This window comes from Sedimentibacter sp. LTW-03, assembly GCF_052059825.1.
In the GTDB taxonomy this organism is placed as follows: domain Bacteria; phylum Bacillota; class Clostridia; order Tissierellales; family Sedimentibacteraceae; genus Sedimentibacter.
On the sequence record NZ_CP197180.1, the window covers coordinates 1,455,054 to 1,473,088 of the forward strand.

15 protein-coding genes and 1 tRNA gene are annotated in these 18,035 nt (G+C 36.6%); 1 reads left to right on the top strand and 15 read right to left on the bottom strand.

From position 1 onward, the window contains the following. Positions 1–2: 2 nt before the first annotated feature. The 14 genes from ACS3UD_RS07335 to ACS3UD_RS07400 form a co-directional block, all read right to left on the bottom strand. Positions 3–1,790: an efflux RND transporter periplasmic adaptor subunit gene (locus ACS3UD_RS07335; protein WP_308137100.1), complete on the bottom strand. Its 1,788-nt coding sequence runs from the start codon at positions 1,788–1,790 to the stop codon at positions 3–5. Beyond that, positions 1,783–2,484: an ABC transporter ATP-binding protein gene (locus ACS3UD_RS07340; protein WP_308137099.1), complete on the bottom strand. Its 702-nt coding sequence runs from the start codon at positions 2,482–2,484 to the stop codon at positions 1,783–1,785. The genes ACS3UD_RS07335 and ACS3UD_RS07340 overlap by 8 nt, the downstream gene beginning before the upstream one ends. A gap of 156 nt (positions 2,485–2,640) precedes the next feature. After that, on the bottom strand, positions 2,641–4,131 hold the full coding sequence (locus tag ACS3UD_RS07345; protein ID WP_308137098.1) for a hypothetical protein: 1,491 nt from the start codon (positions 4,129–4,131) through the stop codon (positions 2,641–2,643). 215 nt (positions 4,132–4,346) lie between these two features. Continuing rightward, on the bottom strand, positions 4,347–4,784 hold the full coding sequence (locus ACS3UD_RS07350) for a hypothetical protein (protein ID WP_308137097.1): 438 nt from the start codon (positions 4,782–4,784) through the stop codon (positions 4,347–4,349). A 122-nt stretch (positions 4,785–4,906) separates the two neighbouring features. Further along, complete coding sequence (locus ACS3UD_RS07355; RefSeq protein ID WP_308137096.1) at positions 4,907–5,212, bottom strand: YkvA family protein; 306 nt, start codon at positions 5,210–5,212, stop codon at positions 4,907–4,909. Between the two features lies 1 nt (position 5,213). Continuing rightward, a complete protein-coding gene (locus ACS3UD_RS07360) occupies positions 5,214–5,585 on the bottom strand; it encodes a universal stress protein (protein WP_308137095.1) in 372 nt (123 codons plus the stop codon). Between the two features lie 13 nt (positions 5,586–5,598). Further along, a tRNA-Sec gene (locus tag ACS3UD_RS07365) sits at positions 5,599–5,695 on the bottom strand. A 48-nt stretch (positions 5,696–5,743) separates the two neighbouring features. Beyond that, on the bottom strand, positions 5,744–8,950 hold the full coding sequence (gene carB / locus ACS3UD_RS07370; RefSeq protein WP_308137094.1) for a carbamoyl-phosphate synthase large subunit: 3,207 nt from the start codon (positions 8,948–8,950) through the stop codon (positions 5,744–5,746). After that, complete coding sequence (carA, locus tag ACS3UD_RS07375) at positions 8,937–10,013, bottom strand: glutamine-hydrolyzing carbamoyl-phosphate synthase small subunit (RefSeq protein ID WP_308137093.1); 1,077 nt, start codon at positions 10,011–10,013, stop codon at positions 8,937–8,939. Before carA ends, carB begins: the two co-directional genes overlap by 14 nt. A gap of 324 nt (positions 10,014–10,337) precedes the next feature. After that, positions 10,338–11,024 carry a response regulator transcription factor gene (locus tag ACS3UD_RS07380; protein WP_213925250.1) on the bottom strand — a complete coding sequence of 229 codons (687 nt, stop codon included), beginning with the start codon at positions 11,022–11,024 and terminating at the stop codon, positions 10,338–10,340. A gap of 104 nt (positions 11,025–11,128) precedes the next feature. Next, the gene (gene selB, locus ACS3UD_RS07385; RefSeq protein ID WP_308137092.1) at positions 11,129–13,033 is read right to left on the bottom strand and encodes a selenocysteine-specific translation elongation factor; all 1,905 of its coding nucleotides are present in this window, start codon (positions 13,031–13,033) and stop codon (positions 11,129–11,131) included. Between the two features lie 12 nt (positions 13,034–13,045). Beyond that, a complete protein-coding gene (gene selA, locus ACS3UD_RS07390; RefSeq protein ID WP_308137091.1) occupies positions 13,046–14,446 on the bottom strand; it encodes an L-seryl-tRNA(Sec) selenium transferase in 1,401 nt (466 codons plus the stop codon). 12 nt (positions 14,447–14,458) lie between these two features. Then, positions 14,459–15,511, bottom strand: coding sequence for a selenide, water dikinase SelD (gene selD, locus ACS3UD_RS07395; protein ID WP_308137090.1), 1,053 nt, complete (start codon positions 15,509–15,511; stop codon positions 14,459–14,461). An 11-nt stretch (positions 15,512–15,522) separates the two neighbouring features. Then, a complete protein-coding gene (locus ACS3UD_RS07400) occupies positions 15,523–16,095 on the bottom strand; it encodes a ComEA family DNA-binding protein (protein WP_213925254.1) in 573 nt (190 codons plus the stop codon). Between the two features lie 137 nt (positions 16,096–16,232). Here ACS3UD_RS07400 and ACS3UD_RS07405 point away from each other — a divergent pair, with 137 nt between their 5' ends. Continuing rightward, positions 16,233–17,519 (top strand): D-alanyl-D-alanine carboxypeptidase family protein, encoded by a 1,287-nt coding sequence (locus tag ACS3UD_RS07405; protein ID WP_308137089.1) that lies wholly within the window; start codon positions 16,233–16,235, stop codon positions 17,517–17,519. A 126-nt stretch (positions 17,520–17,645) separates the two neighbouring features. Here ACS3UD_RS07405 and ACS3UD_RS07410 read toward each other — a convergent pair whose 3' ends face one another. Continuing rightward, positions 17,646–18,029, bottom strand: coding sequence for a RidA family protein (locus tag ACS3UD_RS07410; RefSeq protein ID WP_308137088.1), 384 nt, complete (start codon positions 18,027–18,029; stop codon positions 17,646–17,648). Positions 18,030–18,035 lie beyond the last annotated feature (6 nt).

Sequence of the window (18,035 nt, forward strand, 5' to 3'; positions counted from 1 at the left end):
CCTTAATTTCCGGCCGGCAGCAATGAGTCATTTTCAGGCACCGACTGACTTGGCATTAAATCCTTCGTACTGCCTGTTACAACAAGCTGTCCTTCTTCCAATCCACTTAATACTTCGACATACATGTCGTTCATTAAGCCGACTTCAATTTCCACAACCTCTGCTTCTTCTGCTTCATTAAGCACTTCAACCTTTTGCTTTCCGCCTTCCTCAAATACTGCTTCTATAGGAACCAACAGTGTATCATCAGATTCTCCCGAATTAACAAAGCAGTTGGTATTCATACCAGGTCTCAGCCCTTCTCTTCCTTCAACTTTTATCTGCACATTGTATACAGTCTTTCCCTCTCTGTTGGTATATTGATCCAGCCCCATGACGGTACCTTCAAATTCTTCTCCGGGAAGAGCGTCCACAGTTACTTCAACAGGAGCATCCTGTGTAATATACAGCACGTCAAGATCGCTTACGGTGGTGTTTATATACATTTCATCGGTGTTGTACATATCCAAAAGCTGCAGTGACCACTTGTCGCTGCTTTCAGATGCCTCTATAGTGTCTCCCACATCGTACATAACATAAGATACCATCCCGTCCGACGGTGCTGTTACCATTAATTTTGTTGTCAGTTCTGAAACCTTATCAATTTTCTTATAAATATCTTCTATATCCTCGTTTAATGTATCGATAGATTCATAGATTGTTTTAATAGCATTCACTTCAGTCTGAATGGAATCAACAACATCACTTCCTGCGATTTTTGCCAGCACATCTCCCTCTTCGACAAATTCGTTTGTGGATACATAAACTTCGGTTGCAATTATATTTGCATCATCTCCGCCTGAGAATCTGCTGTATGATACCTTTTTTTCATCTACAAAGGAATCAACATCTCCGCTGTAAGAAAAACCGGTTCCCGGCAAACCATTGTTATCCGTATAAATTGCAACTATCATTCCCGGCTGCACAAGTCCAGGATTATCGGCTTCAATAACTCCTGTATGTACATATGTCATTCCGTCTGAATTAGGAACAGAATTTGCATTTATTTTCTTGATGGTTCCCAGGTAGAAACCGTCAAATGCAGTCTGTGATCCACCGCTTTCAAGTTTTTTCCTGTACTGCATCAACACTTTTTGTCCGACTTTAACGTTTGAATATTCATATGTATTTACTTTAAATGATATTTTTACTTTACTATCGTCAACAATGGTTGCAATATTATAATTTTCAACTCTCTCGCCCTCTTCAATATTAAGTTCTGTGATTCTTCCTCTGATAGGAGCAGAAAAAACAATGCCTTCATAAGGATTAACCTGACTTATATCTGTTACATCTCTGTTTAGGAGTTTTCCAAGATCTTTTGTTTTGGTACTTATTTCCTCATTTTTATCTTGAATTTCTTCTTGCTTTTTCTGGATGCTTTCTGTTAATTCATCCAATATATCAGTAAGATTGTTTGCTGAAAGCCTAACCAGGTTATCGTCTTTTTTAATCATTTGATTCGGCTGTACAAAAACTTCTTCAACAGTGTATGTAACACTTATAGGCGAACCATTTGAATCAGTCACACCCTCCGGTTTGGGAACGGTAATGGAACCTCCCCAGTTTCCGTTTAATTGACCTGAAATGTTTACACCCTGAGTTATATCTCCTCTTTCAACGGCCTTCGTTGCATATCTGGGGCCGGTTGAGACCTGAGCGGAATCAGGTACTAACTGCTTCGCCGTAAAATAGCCCCCTGCGAATACGACTAATAAAACTGCTAATATTGACGCTACTTTTTTATACATTTACTTTACCTCCACTGCTTTCGTCAGAAACTATTTCTCCATCTACCAATCTTATAATTCTGCTGCCATATTCGGCAATTTCTTCCTCATGAGTTACCTGAACAATTGTCATTGAACTCTTCTGATTTAATTCAACAAATAATTCCATAATCAAATCCCCGGTCTTCGTATCCAGTGCACCCGTAGGTTCATCCGCAAGAATAATTGAAGGATTTCCAACTATTGCTCTTGCAATTGCAACCCTTTGCTGCTGACCACCGGACATTTGTGAAGGAAGATGCTTCATTCTCTCCTTCAACCCTACCTGCTCTAATGCATTTGACGCAAGTTCATGCCTGGTCTTCGCATCCATTCCTCTATAGATAAGAGGAATTTCAACATTTTTTATCGCAGTCATTCTCGGCAGCAAATGAAAGTTCTGAAACACAAATCCAATAAATTTGTTTCTGATATCTGACATTTTAGAATCACTCAATTTATCTACATGGTTGCCTGAAAGCTCATATGTACCTTTTGATGCTTGATCCAGACACCCTATGACATTTAGCAGAGTAGATTTCCCCGAACCCGAAGGACCCATTATTGATACAAATTCCTTTTCTTTTATTGAAAATGATATGTTCTTTAGTGCATCCACCTCAATCTGTCCGGATTTGTAGAGCTTTGAGATATTTTCCATTCTTATAATTTCCATATTTCACCTCTTTAAGATACAGTCCATTTTATATGACGTATAAAACATCAAAAAAGTTCTTCCTTTTTAAATTTTTCTTAATTTTTTTTAAACAATCTAAAGGCCCTGATTATCACATGTCAATGATAAATCCGGACCTTTCCGTCATTGCAAAGTTTATTTAATAACATCAATGTTTATAGAATCAATCCAAATCTTATTTTTTCCTTCATATTCTATGTATATGTTCAGTGAATCCGCATCAGTTACATTTATAGGTACTGTAAATTGAGACCATATGTCATTGCTGATTTTTGTATTTGTATGAAAATTTGATGTCAAGGATCCGTCTTTGTACGCTTCAATAACCACCTGTGCCGTTACATCTGTTTCAGATTTCATTTTAGCTGCTATACCTATTTGTTTCTTTAGCATATAACTGAATTTATCATCCCCGAAGTTAACAGCGGCAAACAATGATTTGATTTTTTCATCTGTCTCGTTGGAAACAACAAGAGAATTCTTACCTTCTACATATATGGTATCATCTATCCCGGCTTTGTTTCCCGTATACCCGATACTAGTCAGAAGATTATCGTTAAAATATACTTCTGTTGAATCGGTTATTGCACCAGCCGGTGATTCTTCATCCCCCGTCTGATTTTCTGATGCAGGAGGAACTTCCGGCGGCGTTTCATTTTCTGCGCTGCCGTTCGTATTATCTGAATTCGCCGGATCAGCTTTATTGAATGACTTTATTATCTTATTTCCCAAAAACAGCACTATTACTACAACAAGTATTGTAAGCACAATTCTTATAAGCTCTTTTTTATTAAATTGATTTTTATTGTTTTTCTCTGGAACAGGGCGGCTGTCATTAACATATATATCAAGAACCGAACCATCATCATCGTACTCGCCCAAGGCAGATTCCTCATAGGCTGTATTTAAATCCTCCTGTTCAATAACTGTATCTGGTTTGATTTCTTCATTCGTACCATACTCAGGCAGAGCCGTTTTTTCTCCGAAAATCATTGCATATATTGGAGATTTTTTCATTTCACCTATTACATCATTAGGAAATATGTATTCCTTTGTCAGGCACCTTACTATAATCTTAAGAATATCTGGTGGAATTGAATCTGAAATATTGTAATCAATTATTTCGGAACCGGCAAAAATAAAATGAATTATATTTCCCAGCCTCTTAAATGTTTCATTGTCTGCAATATCATACTCCTGTTCAAATATAAGGTTGCAGTCTGCATATATGTTATTTTCGGAGTCAACATAAAGCTTGTCTGTATCCAAAATCTTCTGCTGCACAATATCTGTCATATTAAAAATATTCTGAGCTAGATTTATTACATTTTCAGATAAAGCAAACTGCTGCTTCAATGTAAGAGAAGAGTCAAGATACTCTTTTAAACCCTTGCATTCCGCCTTAAGAGGCTTCGTGTATATATATATTCTGTCTTCAGTGTTAAAACACTCCAAAATGTTGGATGGAATTTTCTTCAATTCTTCCAAATTGATAAGATTAATTATTTTTCGACTCGTTATAACATTGCTGTAAAACACATCTCCTGTATCATTATCCTTACATTCCAACACTCTTTGGAATACATTTTCAAAAATAGTGCGGACGATTTTGTAATTGTTATTCATAATCCACCCTCCAATATGGTAGTCCAACTATATCTTAACAGTAATTTCGACAAAAATAAAGATATTTTTAATAATATTTTAATATTTTGGAATATTATTGTTAAATTATTTTTCTGTTTCTATATAGCCTAAGCACCCGAAGTCGAACAGTATAAGGCTGGAAAATTTTTAGACTTTTTCCGGAATTAAGCCTATTGATGTAATGAATGGTTAGATTATTTAACAACTTTATATTTTACTTTAACATCAAGCAGGTAAGAGTTTATCAATCTTTCATCATCTGATTCAATGATCGTTTCGGAGGAAATCTCCTTTTTTTGTCCCGGTTCAATTCTGTATACTTCGGTTACATATACCTCCGGAATAAGATCATAATATGGATACCATTTTTGGGACTTTTTATCTTTATAAAAATATAATTTTAAATCTATATGTTTTTTACTCCTGTTTACAACGGTTGTTTGAAATGACAGCAGCTTAACAGCAGGATTATCTCTGTCAGGCGTATTTATTTCTATTTCTTGAAAAGAGGGGTATAGTATTACAGGCGACGGTTTAACAGTTTTATAGAATATAAATAAGCTCAAAACCATATAAATTACGGCAACAATAGCAATCAATGTCATTTTTGCTGATTTAAACAATTTGCTCATTTTTTCCTCCACTTGCTATACTATTAATTGTACCTTTAACATTATATCATAAGTATAATGCATTTTATACCAAATTTTATAATATTTGTTAATATTGCAAAATTGGATAAAAAAAGGACGAACTACTGTTCATCCTCATCATCTTTTATTTCATATTCTACATTATCAACTATATTTTCTTGCTGATTTTTTTGACCTTTATCTTTTTTATAAGCATTTCCGTAATATTTTTTTGTTTTGCCGTTTATTACACTTAGTAGGTATAAAAACACCACTGCATCATCAATGATACTTAATCCCAACACCGGTGCCGGTATCAAGTCAATAGGGCTTACAATATAAATCATCGGTAGTATAATCCACCATTTTTCCTTAATCGGAATGTTTTTATCAAATAAAAATTTAAAAATCAAATAAAATCTGTTCATCTTAGATTACAAAGGCCCTGTCCGGCAGTCTTTTCTTGAGCTTTGAAGCGAAATCATTGGCAGGATCCTTTTTCCCCGGGTTTCCCAGCACAATATGGGTTATTTTCATTTCTTCCGCAAAATCAACTATAGTTTTAATAACATCCTTAGATCTTTTAACTGTCAGTTCAGCTCCTACACCTTTAGTAATATCAAATAAATACTCTAATGCATCTCCATCACTGAGGTTATACAGCAGCTTATCTTTTTCATTTACAACATGCAGAACATATAAGCCGGAAGGCTGATCCTTTGATAATTCAGCGCCTTGATGTATGAGCCTCTCGCATGTCTTTTGCTGCGTAACGCACACTAATACATTTTTATGCATCATTATTCTCCTTAAATGGCGGGAATATGTGGGAATTGAACCCACCCAGGACGAGCAAACGCCCCGCGACTGGTTTTGAAGACCAGGAGGCACACCAGCACCTATCTATCCCCATCGGATAACATGATAACATATACTCAAACTAAATTCAAGCATTTATTTTAGCTGCATATATTATAAACATCTGTATCCTCATCCATAATTTTCAATTCCATAATATCTGTCAATGCCGACAATGTATCTAAGGAAGTAAAAACGTTGATGGAGTTTTCGATTGCTGTTCTTCTGATTTTAAAGCCGTCCGTATTTGAATTATTTGCCTTTGTGGGAATATCCACAACAAATCCAACATTTCCGCTTCTTATCAGATCAATTATGTTAGGGCTGTCCTCTCTGACTTTTTTGACCATTGCAGCCTTTATTCCGTTATTATTGAGGAATTGAGCAGTCTTTTCTGTTGCTGCAAATTTATACCCCAATTGATTTAATTTTACCGCAACAGGCTTAAAGTTTTCTTTATCCCTGTCCCTTATTGTTGCAATAATTATTTTATCGACACTTGGCTCTTTGAATCCGGCAGCTTTAAATCCCTTGTACATCGCTTCTCTGTAGCTTCTACCTACCCCCAGAACCTCTCCAGTTGATTTCATTTCAGGCCCAAGGCTTACTTCCACCCCTTCAAGCTTTTGTGTGGAGAATACGGGAACTTTTATTGCAACCAATTCTGATTCCTTATATAGTCCAGTGCCGTATTCCATGGATTCAAGTTTTTCACCGAGCATAACTCTTGTAGCTATTTCAATCATAGGAATTTTTGTTACCTTGCTGATGTACGGAACCGTCCTGCTTGAACGAGGGTTTACTTCTATAATATAAAGTTCGTCTTCAAATTCTATAAACTGGATATTAACCATTCCAACTGTCTTTAATGAAGTTGCTATTTTTTTTGTTATTATTTCAAGCTTCTCTTTTATCTCAGCACTTAAATTCTTAGGAGGATAAATTGAGATACTGTCTCCCGAATGAACTCCTGCTCGCTCGAGATGCTCCATAATTCCTGGAATAAGTATGTCTTCTCCGTCGCAAATAGCATCTACCTCTATTTCTCTCCCTACAATATATTTGTCAATCAACACGGGATTTTTTGAATCATTTGCAAATGCATTGCTGAGATAATTTACCAGTTCCTCTTCTGAATATGTTATTTCCATTCCCTGACCGCCAAGTACATAAGAAGGTCTCACAAGCACCGGATACCCTATATTTTCTGCTGTTTTTTTACCATTTTCAATATTGGTTACTGCTTTTCCTTTAGGCCTTTTAATATTCAGGCTTTCCAGCATTTCATCAAACTTTTCTCTGTCTTCCGCCATATCTATTTGTTCGGGATCAGTTCCCAAAATTGCTATTTTCTTTTGTTTAAAGAAATTTGCAAGCTTAATTGCTGTCTGGCCTCCAAACTGAAGTATAACTCCGTCAGGTTTCTCCTTCTCAACAATATTCAGAACATCTTCTTCTGTAAGCGGTTCAAAATACAGTTTATCTGCTATATCAAAATCTGTACTCACCGTTTCAGGATTATTATTTACTATTATTGTCTCTATGCCGCATTTTCTAAGAGCAAATATGCTGTGAACCGAGCAATAGTCGAATTCAACACCCTGACCTATTCGTATAGGCCCTGAGCCAATTACAAGTATTTTTTTATTTTCTGTAACATTGACTTCATCGTATTCATCATAGGTTGAATAGTAGTATGGGGAAACTGCATCAAATTCCCCACCGCAGGTATCCACCATTTTATATGATGCAACTATATGGTTTTTCATTCTCAGTTTGTAAACATCCTCCGGACTGCTTCCGGTCAAGTCTGCTATTCCCTTGTCTGAAAAGCCCATTTTTTTTAGCTTCTTAAGCCAGTTTTTATCAAGCTCATGCAAGGAAGAATTTCTGAGAAGTTCTTCTTCTTCTATTATGTTACATACTTTGTACAGGAAAAATTTATCAACACCTGTAAGTTCTGCAATTTTATCAATCTTATATCCTCTTCTCATCATCTCGGCGATGCAAAAAAGTCTCTCGTCATCAGGATTTTGAATTCTGGCCTTTAAATCCACTGTACTTTTTTGCGATAATTTTTCATTGTACAATGTATACTGCTTTATTTCAAGAGAGCGTACAGCTTTTAACAGCGCCTGTTCAAACGAGCTGCCTATTGCCATTACCTCGCCTGTTGCCATCATTTTTGTACCTAATATTCTTTTAGCATTAAAGAATTTATCAAATGGCCACTTAGGTATTTTTAATACAACATAATCAAGAGTAGGCTCAAACGCAGCATATGTTTTTCCTGTTACCTGATTTAATATTTCATCAAGCCCGTATCCCAGAGCTATTTTAGTTGAAACTTTTGCTATTGGATAGCCTGTTGCTTTCGAAGCAAGCGCGGATGAACGGCTCACTCTCGGATTTATTTCTATAACCGCATATTCGAGGCTGCTCGGATTTAATGCAAGCTGCACATTGCAGCCTCCTTCAATACCGATTGCATCTATAATTTTAATAGAGGCGGTTCTGAGCATCTGATATTCCACATCTGACAGCGTCTGGGAAGGTGCCACAACGATACTGTCACCTGTATGAACACCTACGGGGTCAAAATTCTCCATGTTACACACTGTAATACAAGTGCCGTTTTTGTCTCTCATAACTTCATATTCTATTTCCTTCCAGCCTTTAATGCTCTTCTCTATCAGAACCTGTTTGTTCATGCTCAGGTGAAGACCTGCTGACAATATTCCCTTCAGTTCGTCTTCATCTAATGCGATTCCGCCGCCTGTTCCTCCAAGTGTATATGCAGGTCTTATAATTATGGGATAGCCTATTCTGGATGCAACTTTCAGCCCTTCATCCATGCTGTTTACTATTTCAGAATCGACAATGGGTTCATTTATTTTATTCATCATTTCTTTAAACTTTTCCCTGTCTTCCCCTATTTTAATCGACTCCACACTTGTTCCTATTACATTTACATTGTACTTATCCAGTATTCCTCTGTCGTATAATTCTACGGTAAGATTAAGACCTGTCTGACCTCCCATTCCGGCGATAACGCTGTCAGGTCTTTCTTTCGCAATTATCTTTTCAACGTACTCTGCCGTAAGAGGCTCTATATATACCTTGTCCGCAATATCCGTATCCGTCATAATTGTTGCAGGGTTGGAATTTATCAAAACAGTTTCAATTCCTTCTTCTCTCAGAGCTCTGCAGCACTGCGTGCCTGAGTAATCAAATTCGGCCGCTTGGCCTATAATAATAGGGCCTGACCCTATAACCAATACTTTTTTTATGTCTTTATTTAACGCCATTATTTTTCTCCTTATACATATTTATAAAGTCGTCAAAAATTATGTTTGAATCGTGAGGTCCCGGACTTGCTTCTGGATGATACTGCACTCCCATGACAGGTAACGTCTTATGTCTTAACCCTTCAATGGTTCCGTCATTTAAATTCACATGTGTTATCTCCAGAAAATCACCTAGAGAATCTTTGTTTACCACATATCCATGATTTTGTGACGTGATTGTAACCTTGCCTGTTTTCAAATCCTTTACAGGGTGGTTGCATCCCCTGTGTCCATACTTCATCTTCTCAGTCTTAGCGCCTAATGAAAGAGCAATTATCTGGACACCTAGGCATATTCCCGCTATGGGTATTTTTCCCGTTAATGCTTTTACGGTCTCTATTGCCTCAGGAATGTCCTTGGGATCACCCGGACCATTTGACAGAAAAATACCGTCAAAGTCATATTTCAACAGTTCATCGGCATTCGTAAATGCCGGAAAAACCGTAAGTGAGCAACCTCTTTCAATAAAGCATCTTAAAATGTTATTTTTAATTCCAAAGTCCAGAACTCCTATTCTCAAAGGTCCGCTTCCCATGGTTTTTATTTCTTTTGATGATACTGCTTCCACTGCACTCTTATTTGAAAAATCATCAAAATATTTTTCTATTTCACTTTGGCTTAATTCGTTTACTGTTATAATCCCTTTCATGGTTCCTGTATTTCTTATTACTTTAGTAAGGTATCTTGTATCAATTCCTTCAATTCCGATTACGTTATTCTTTTTCAAATAAATGTCCAAATCTATTTCACATCTGAAGTTATTTGGAATTTTGCACAGCTCTCTCACTATAAACCCCTTAACCTTCGGTGAATCCGACTGAAGGTCATATAAATTAGTACCGTAGTTACCTATCAAAGGATATGTCATGGTCACTATCTGACCGTAGTAAGATGGATCAGTTAAAATTTCCTGATATCCTGTCATGCCTGTATTAAATACTACCTCTCCTACGGAATCGGCTATTTTCCCAAAACATTGGCCCTCAAATATCATCCCGTTTTCCAGTATTAGTCTTCCTTTCATGTTTTCCTCCAAAAATATTTATTAAAATACTGCATATAAAAATAGCTGTCGCAAATGCGACAGCTAAGAAAAATAAACAATAATACCATTAGTAATAATAGATCCAATAATTGCTGTTTTGTTTATATTAAATTTTATTTTTTTATAGATAAAATTTTTCATTACTCTTAGACCTCAAATACATTTTCAATAAAAAATATCACAAGTCAGGCAATTTGTCAATATGTATTTTTAAAATATTTTACGAATATTTTTGAATCAAAAAAACACGATTTATGTATAACGCTTTCACGTTATACCATATATCCTGAAGGGAGTGTATCCTTAGCGGATATTCCTGAAGTAATATCCTACTCCCCATTTTGTAAGTATATATTCATAATTTTTGTTTTTGTTTTCTATTTTTTCTCTCAGCCTTCTAACATGAACATCGACAGTTCTAAGGTCTCCGAAATACTCATAGCCCCAAATAATTTCCAAAAGCTCTTCCCTTGAAAACACTTTGCCCGGATTGGTTGCCAGCAAGAGAAGCAAGTCAAACTCCTTTGCGGTAAGGTTAATTTCATGTCCGTGAAGACTAACTTTTCTTCCAAGAGAGTTGATTACAAAATCATCAACAACTAATGTCTGTTCATTTGGCTTCTGAGCCGACCCCTTTGTCCTTCTGAGAATAGCCTTAATTCTAGCCTTCAATTCCAATATGTTAAAAGGTTTGGTTATATAATCATCGGCTCCATATTCAAGGCTCAATATTTTATTCATATCTTCATTGCTTGCAGTCAATATAAGGAGAGGAACATTTGAAATTTCTCTTATTTTCTGGCAAACCTCAAGGCCGTCAATATCAGGTAGAATCAGGTCAAGAATTACTATGTCAAATTCATTCAACGAAATCTTTCTTAATGCATCGTTTCCTTCAAGGGCAGTATCAACTTCATATCCATCTTGTTCCAAGCTGTACTTAAGTCCCTTGACAAGCAGAAGCTCGTCATCTACTAGCAAAACCTTCATTTGTTACACTCCTTAAATTATTTTGTTACAAAAATTAAACTTTTAATTAATCTTACATTGGATTGAAATAATTGTCAAGGGAAATATTGAATTATCATTATAAATTAAGACAATATCCTGTCATTTCCAACCCTTTTTGTAACTCTGCTCATATCAAAATATTCAAGAAGGGCTATGGCTATCTTTCTGTTTGTATTCAAAACATCGCGATATTCTGCTGCCGTAATTTTTGAATTTTTCTTAATATATTCAACTAACAGTTCTTTGGCTTTATAAAAAATTTCCACTGTTGTAATTCCAGCCTCATTAATTTTAACGATCTTTTTTTCATCAATCATAAGTGATATAATTTCCTCAGCCTTGTCGCTGTTAATAGCTTGAATCAAATCATCCAGTTTGACGAAATCGAACATGGCTTTATTTAATGTATTTGTTACATTATTTTCACATGCTCTGTAAAACTCGTCATATTGAATTTGAAAATATGGAAGTGATACAAATTCTCCTTCCAGTTTAATTGTCCCTTTTTTCTCAAAAGAATTCACAACCACGTCAAATACGTTCTGTTTCATCTTAGGCAGGAACTTGCTTTTTATCTCTGCCTTTTTCGCTCCTTTTGAATATTTGTTATTTTCATGATATTTAAACAAATATTTATCGATATCCTCTTCAATTTTCCTCTCAAAGCTTTTATGCCATATATATCTATCATTCTTAAGCCTGAAAACTGTTATTTTTTCTTCTTCCTCCAAAGCCTCCACATTTTTAGTTACTTCTTCCTCAGACAACGCAGTAATTTTAGCAACTTCTGTTAATGTGGGTATATCTTTAGAATTTTCTCTTATAATTTTTTCGATTACATCTGCATTGCTTCCCTTTTCTTTTATCTTCAGCTCTTCTAAAAGATTCTCGTCAAATCTCTTCTTTTTAAGAGGCATGGGCTCTATTATTTCTCCTCCGCCAATAGTTTCCATAGGTGAATAGAATCTGACTATAAACTTATCCCCTCTTCTAACAGCAAGTTCTTCTTCCAGTCTAAGCTGTGCATAGCAACTTTCTCCCGGTGAAAGTTCATCTCTATCCAAAAGAACAACTCTGCAAAGAACTTCGCTTGTTCCTGTATAAAGATGAAGCCTTGAGCGATTTTCAACAATACGTCGTGAATTTTTCAGAAGATTCAACTTTACATCAAGCATCTTCGTATCTTTCATAGAATTAACAGGGGCAATTACACACCCTCTGTGCAAATCTGTTTTTTTGACGCCTAACAGGTTTACAGCTGTCCTTTGCCCTGCATAAGCTATATCGGCATCCTGAGAATGAACCTGCATGTTACGTATCTTGCTTATCTTGTTAACAGGGTAAATCTCTATTTCATCACCCTTTTTAAGCTGACCGGATATTAGCGTCCCGGTAATTACAGTACCGAACCCGTTTATAGAAAATACCCTGTCAATAGGAAGTCTCGGTATTGTATTTATATTTCTGTCTTCCACCTCAATTTCAGTCTGCTGTACAATGATGTTTGCCAGATTATCAATTCCGTACCCCGTCTTTGATGATACTTCTGCTATAGGTGCGCTTTCAAGGAATGTATCCTTCAGCCCTTCTCTCACATCATCTTTAACAAGTTCAAGCCATTCCGGATCTATTATGTCATACTTGGTAAGCACAACTATTCCTTTCTTAACGCCAAGCATATTAAGTATATTAAGATGTTCCACCGTCTGCGGCATCATTCCCTCGTCAGCTGCTACCACTAGGAGCACAAGGTCCATTCCTATTACACCTGCAAGCATATTTTTAATAAATTTTTCGTGGCCGGGGACATCAATAATGCCCGCCTTATTACCATTAGGCAAATCAAAATATGTAAATCCCAAATCTATGGTTATACCCCTTCTTTTTTCTTCTTCCCATCTGTCTGTATCTCTTCCTGTCAATGCTTTTATTAAAGTGGTTTTGCCATGATCAATATGACCTGCCGTACCTATTATAATATTCTTCATCTTACCTCCGAATCAATTGAAAATGCATTTAAATGCTTCAGCAATAGTTGCTTCCTGACCCTCAAGAACGGTTCTTAAATCTAAAATCAGGTTGTCATTTACAACTCTGCCTATAACCGGGGTCTCCATGTGTCTTAATTGCTTTTCCAGCGCCGCCGTAGTCATATTTAACGGCCTTATTGAAAGACAGACGCTTTTAATTCTTTCAAGAGGAAGAGATCCTCCTCCTATTTGAGACTCACAACTCTCAATTCTTATATCGCAATATTCGCCTGCAACAGTCGTTAATTTTTCTTGCAACAGTTCTGCCGCTTTTTGAATATCTCCAAAACTTCTATTAATCAATTTTAAAACAGGAATATTATTTACTGCTCTTTCTTCATCAAGATACTCGTGGAAAACTGACTCCAAGGCAATTGCCGTAAATTTATCTATCCTGAAAGCTCTTGTCAGAGGATGCTTCTTGATTTTATCTATCAGCTGCTTCTTTCCGACTATAACTCCTGCCTGAGGCCCTCCTAAAAGCTTATCCCCGCTGAAGCACACAATGTCTGCTCCAGCCTTGATAGATGCCTGAACTGTGGGCTCATATTCAAGACCGTACCTGCTTAAATCCACAAGCACACCACTTCCAATATCTTCAATCACAGGAAGGCCATATTTATGCGCAAGTTCTGCGAGCTCTTCCACCGTAACCGATTCCGTAAATCCAACAATTCTATAATTACTTGTATGAACCTTTAAAAGCACTGCCGTATTTTCGTTTATTGCGCTTTCGTAATCATGCAAATGCGTTTTGTTCGTTGTTCCCACCTCTACCAGGTGTCCTCCACTCTGCGCCATTACGTCCGGGACTCTGAAAGAGCCTCCTATTTCCACAAGTTCTCCCCTTGATACGACAACTTCCATATCTTTTGCTAAAGCTGACAGTATGAGCAGTACGGCTGCTGCATTATTGTTTACGGCCATAGCTGCCTCAGCACCGGTAATTTTTGTTACTATTTTTTCAAAATGAGAATATCTTGATCCTCTTTTGCCCTCTTCCAAATCATACTCAAGATTTGAATAACCCGTTACAAGCTTTAATACCCTCTCAGCGATATTTTCTGAAATTACCGCTCTTCCAAGGTTTGTATGTAAAACAGTGCCTGTTGCGTTTATAACTCTTTTCATGTTATAAGAAGAAAAGCTTCTTACTTCTTTTTTGATATCATCAGTAACACTTTCAATTTTCTTTGCTATTTCATCTTCATCATCAGAATTGTTTATAAATTCTCTTAATCTCTCTGTAACATCTCTTGCAGCATCAACCACAAGATCTCTGCTGCAATCTGTGAAAAGACACTTTATCTCATCTCTTTCCATCAGGTTGTCAACCTTCGGAATCAGTCTATAAAACTTATTTTTCTCCATGATCGCTCCTCATTATCCCAGTGAATCCTTTATTATTATGTGTTTACCCTGTTTTTCCGTTACTTTTCCTACCAGTGCAAATTCCGTATCAAGACTTTCTTTTAATCTCTCCAGAATTTCCACAGCATACTTTTCGTTGACTGAAAATAAAAGTCCTCCCGATGTCTGTGGGTCAAATGCCAAATCAGCATACTTCTCTTCGACACCTTCGTATGATACTCTGTCGTCGAAAAATTTTCTGTTTCTATATGCTCCTGCTGGGACAAGGCCCATTTCTGCATATTCAAAAACATCTCCTATAACCGGAACCTTCTTTATATCTAAGACAAATGTTACATCGCTAGCTTCAGCCATTTCAGCCGAATGTCCAGCAAGCCCAAAACCGGTAATATCTGTACAACTGTTTACTGGATAATGCTCCATTACTCTCTTGGCATTTTTATTTAGTGAAGCCATTACATGAATTGCCTTATTCTCCGTATCTTTCGAACAAATTTCCGCCTTGTAAGCTGTATTTATAATGCCTGTTCCAATAGGCTTTGTAAGTATAAGCACATCTCCCGGCTTTGCTCCATAGTTTTTCAAAACTTTATCGGGCTCAACAAATCCTGTAACACACATTCCGTATTTTGGCTCATCATCTTCCACTGAATGGCCGCCTGCTATTGTTGCCCCCGCTTCCATTACCTTGTTTGCTCCGCCTTTCAGTATTTCTGCCATAATATCAGGGCTCAGGCAGTTGGGAAACGCCATTATATTAAGAGCAAGAGCAGGCTCGCCTCCCATGGCATATACATCACTTAATGAATTTGCAGCTGCAATCTGACCGAAAGTATACGGATCGTCAACCACAGGAGTAAAAAAATCCACTGTCTGTATCATTGCAAGCTTATCATTTATCTGATACACACATGCATCATCTGACGTTTCCAATCCCACTATTAATTTATCATTTTTAAATTTCGGAAGCTTGCTCAACACTTGAGCAAGGGTCTCTGGACCTATTTTGGCTGCTCAGCCAGAAGCTTTTGTCATCTGCGTCAAACGCACTTTATCTATAGACATGCTGCACCTCTCTATTCTATTGTTATCATTTCTTTAACTTTTTCGAAGGTTTTATCTCCGATTCCGTTAATATTTTTTATTTCCTCAATTGAGGAAAATATTCTTTCTTCTCTGTATTCAATAATTCTCTGAGCATACACTTGGCCGATTCCCGGTAAGGATATGAGGTCATCCGCCGATGCTGTATTTATATTTATTAATTTTTCACTTATATATTTTTTTGATTCTTCTACTGAATATACGTATATTTTTTCTCCATCCAATAATTTTCTAGCTTTATTAAGATTTTCGGTAAAGGAATTTTCCTTAAGGCCTCCCGCCGCAGTTATGGCATCATTAACCCTGTCACCGTTTTTCATCTCATACACCCCGGGATTTACAACTGAACCGTCGATATCAACCACTATTATGCCGTCATCATCATTCTGTTCGACTTCTTCAGCAATTTTCTCATACATATGTTCCTGGCTGTTAAATTCTATTTCTTCTTTCTTGCCGGAAAGCTTAATCCCCACAGCAGTCATAATTATTATTGCAATGATTAAAACAATCGCAAGCCCCTTTTTATTAAGGTTATTGTACATATTGCCCCCATTTCCGCAATTATTTGACATACTACAAATACATTATACATTATTTTGCTGAAAAATCAAAAATTTTAATTACAAATCTTTTGATTTCTGCTATACTATTACTTGATTTGTATTAAAGGAGTTCACATATGATTAAAAAAATAATTGCCTATCTATTGTTCTTTTCAATTTTTTTATTAATTTTTAGCAAGGCTTATGCCGTCCCCAGTCTTTTGTGTGAAACTGCGGTTCTTATAGATGCTGAGACAGGAACCATTCTTGCAGAAAAAGACGCAAGCAAAAAAATGTATCCTGCCAGTCTTACTAAAATAATGACAGCCATACTTGCAATAGAAATGGGAGAATTATCAGATGTTATAAAAATCGATGATGATACCCCTTACGAAATTTCCGGGAGCCATATTGCCCTTGAACCCGGCGAAATACTTACATTAAAAGATTTGCTCTATGCATTGATGCTACCTTCAGCCAATGATGCCGCACTTGCAATAGCCAAGCATTACGGCGGCAGCGAAAAAGAATTTGTAGATCTTATGAACGAAAAAGCTAAAGAACTCGGTGCCTATAACACACATTTCGTAAATCCTCACGGGCTTCATGACGATAATCATTATACAACAGCTGCAGACCTTGCATTAATAACCAAGTATGCCATGAATAACGAAACCTTCAGAAAAATCGTTAAAACTGTCAAGTATGAAGTTAAGCCCACTAATAAGAAAGATGAAACCCGATACTTCGCAACTCTTAACAAATTGTTACACCCTTCCGGATACGGCCAAATTTGTGTGGACGGCATGTATATAAGTCCCGAGTACGAATATGCAACCGGCGTAAAAACGGGATACACTCCTGAAGCTGGTAACACCCTTGTAGCAAGTTCCGAAAAAGACGGTACAGAGCTTATAGCTGTTGTAATGAAAGGGGTTTCTCTTGAAATGTACCAGGACGCACATAATTTGTTTAATTACGGATTCGATGAATATGAAAGCTTAAAACTAGTAAGCAAAAATATGTTTGTTCAAAATATACAGGTAAGTAACGGAGACAGCAGGGAAATATCTGTGATCACCGAAAATGATTGCACGGCTTTAATTAAGAAAGATTCTGAGAACGATATAGAGTCAAAAGTTACCATAAACGAAATTGCACTGCCTCTTGAGAAAAACAGCGTAGTGGGAAAAATTGACTATATGCTGGACGGCAGCGTTATAGGAACTGTAAATTTAATAACTCCTACTCATGTTGAAGGCATGGATACCGAAAAATCAGGAAATAAATTATTCTCGGCCATAGTAACAATTATGGGATATATCGCTCTGTTTCTAGTTGCGGTGTTGTTGTTTTTAAAAATTTACAATGATTTAAGAATGAAAATTTACAGAAAAAAAAGAAGGAAAAGATACAATAATTAGTTAACTAATCTATCTACAACGTCATTCCACATTTACTTATTAGAACTCATTCTGACAAATAAAAATTCAGGTTTTTCAACCTGAATTTTGTATTTTAATATTAATTTAATTGTCAATAATACTTAATTAAACAACAGCTATAGCGTCAATTTCCACGTTTGCGTCCTTTGGAAGTCTGGCTACCTCTACGCAAACTCTTGCAGGTTTAGTGTCACCGAATATTTCTGCATACATTTCGTTTATTAGTCCAAACTGGTTCATATCCTTGATGAACACTGTGCATTTAACAACATCTTTCAATGATGCTCCTGCCTGCTCCAATATTGCTTTGACATTCATTAATGAAATTTTTGTCTCTTCCTTGATGTCTCCACCTTTGTAAAGTTCTCCTGTTGCCGGATTAATTGGCAGCTGGCCCGAAACATATATTGTGTTTCCGGCTTTTATTGCCTGTGAATAAGGCCCTACCGCTGCCGGTGCGTTGCTTGTCTGTATTACTGTATTTGACATAATATC

Bases quoted from the DNA above. Each gene is read 5' to 3' on its own strand.
- selB (WP_308137092.1), bottom strand. From the start codon at position 13,033: ATGAAGAATATTATAATAGGTACGGCAGGTCATATTGATCATGGCAAA.
- ACS3UD_RS07345 (WP_308137098.1), bottom strand. From the start codon at position 4,131: ATGAATAACAATTACAAAATCGTCCGCACTATTTTTGAAAATGTATTC.
- ACS3UD_RS07340 (WP_308137099.1), bottom strand. From the start codon at position 2,484: ATGGAAATTATAAGAATGGAAAATATCTCAAAGCTCTACAAATCCGGA.
- carA (WP_308137093.1), bottom strand. From the start codon at position 10,013: ATGAAAGGAAGACTAATACTGGAAAACGGGATGATATTTGAGGGCCAA.
- selA (WP_308137091.1), bottom strand. From the start codon at position 14,446: ATGGAGAAAAATAAGTTTTATAGACTGATTCCGAAGGTTGACAACCTG.
- ACS3UD_RS07355 (WP_308137096.1), bottom strand. From the start codon at position 5,212: ATGAACAGATTTTATTTGATTTTTAAATTTTTATTTGATAAAAACATT.
- ACS3UD_RS07380 (WP_213925250.1), bottom strand. From the start codon at position 11,024: ATGAAGGTTTTGCTAGTAGATGACGAGCTTCTGCTTGTCAAGGGACTT.
- ACS3UD_RS07410 (WP_308137088.1), bottom strand. From the start codon at position 18,029: ATGTCAAATACAGTAATACAGACAAGCAACGCACCGGCAGCGGTAGGG.
- ACS3UD_RS07350 (WP_308137097.1), bottom strand. From the start codon at position 4,784: ATGAGCAAATTGTTTAAATCAGCAAAAATGACATTGATTGCTATTGTT.
- ACS3UD_RS07335 (WP_308137100.1), bottom strand. From the start codon at position 1,790: ATGTATAAAAAAGTAGCGTCAATATTAGCAGTTTTATTAGTCGTATTC.
- ACS3UD_RS07360 (WP_308137095.1), bottom strand. From the start codon at position 5,585: ATGATGCATAAAAATGTATTAGTGTGCGTTACGCAGCAAAAGACATGC.
- carB (WP_308137094.1), bottom strand. From the start codon at position 8,950: ATGGCGTTAAATAAAGACATAAAAAAAGTATTGGTTATAGGGTCAGGC.
- ACS3UD_RS07405 (WP_308137089.1), top strand. From the start codon at position 16,233: ATGATTAAAAAAATAATTGCCTATCTATTGTTCTTTTCAATTTTTTTA.
- ACS3UD_RS07400 (WP_213925254.1), bottom strand. From the start codon at position 16,095: ATGTACAATAACCTTAATAAAAAGGGGCTTGCGATTGTTTTAATCATT.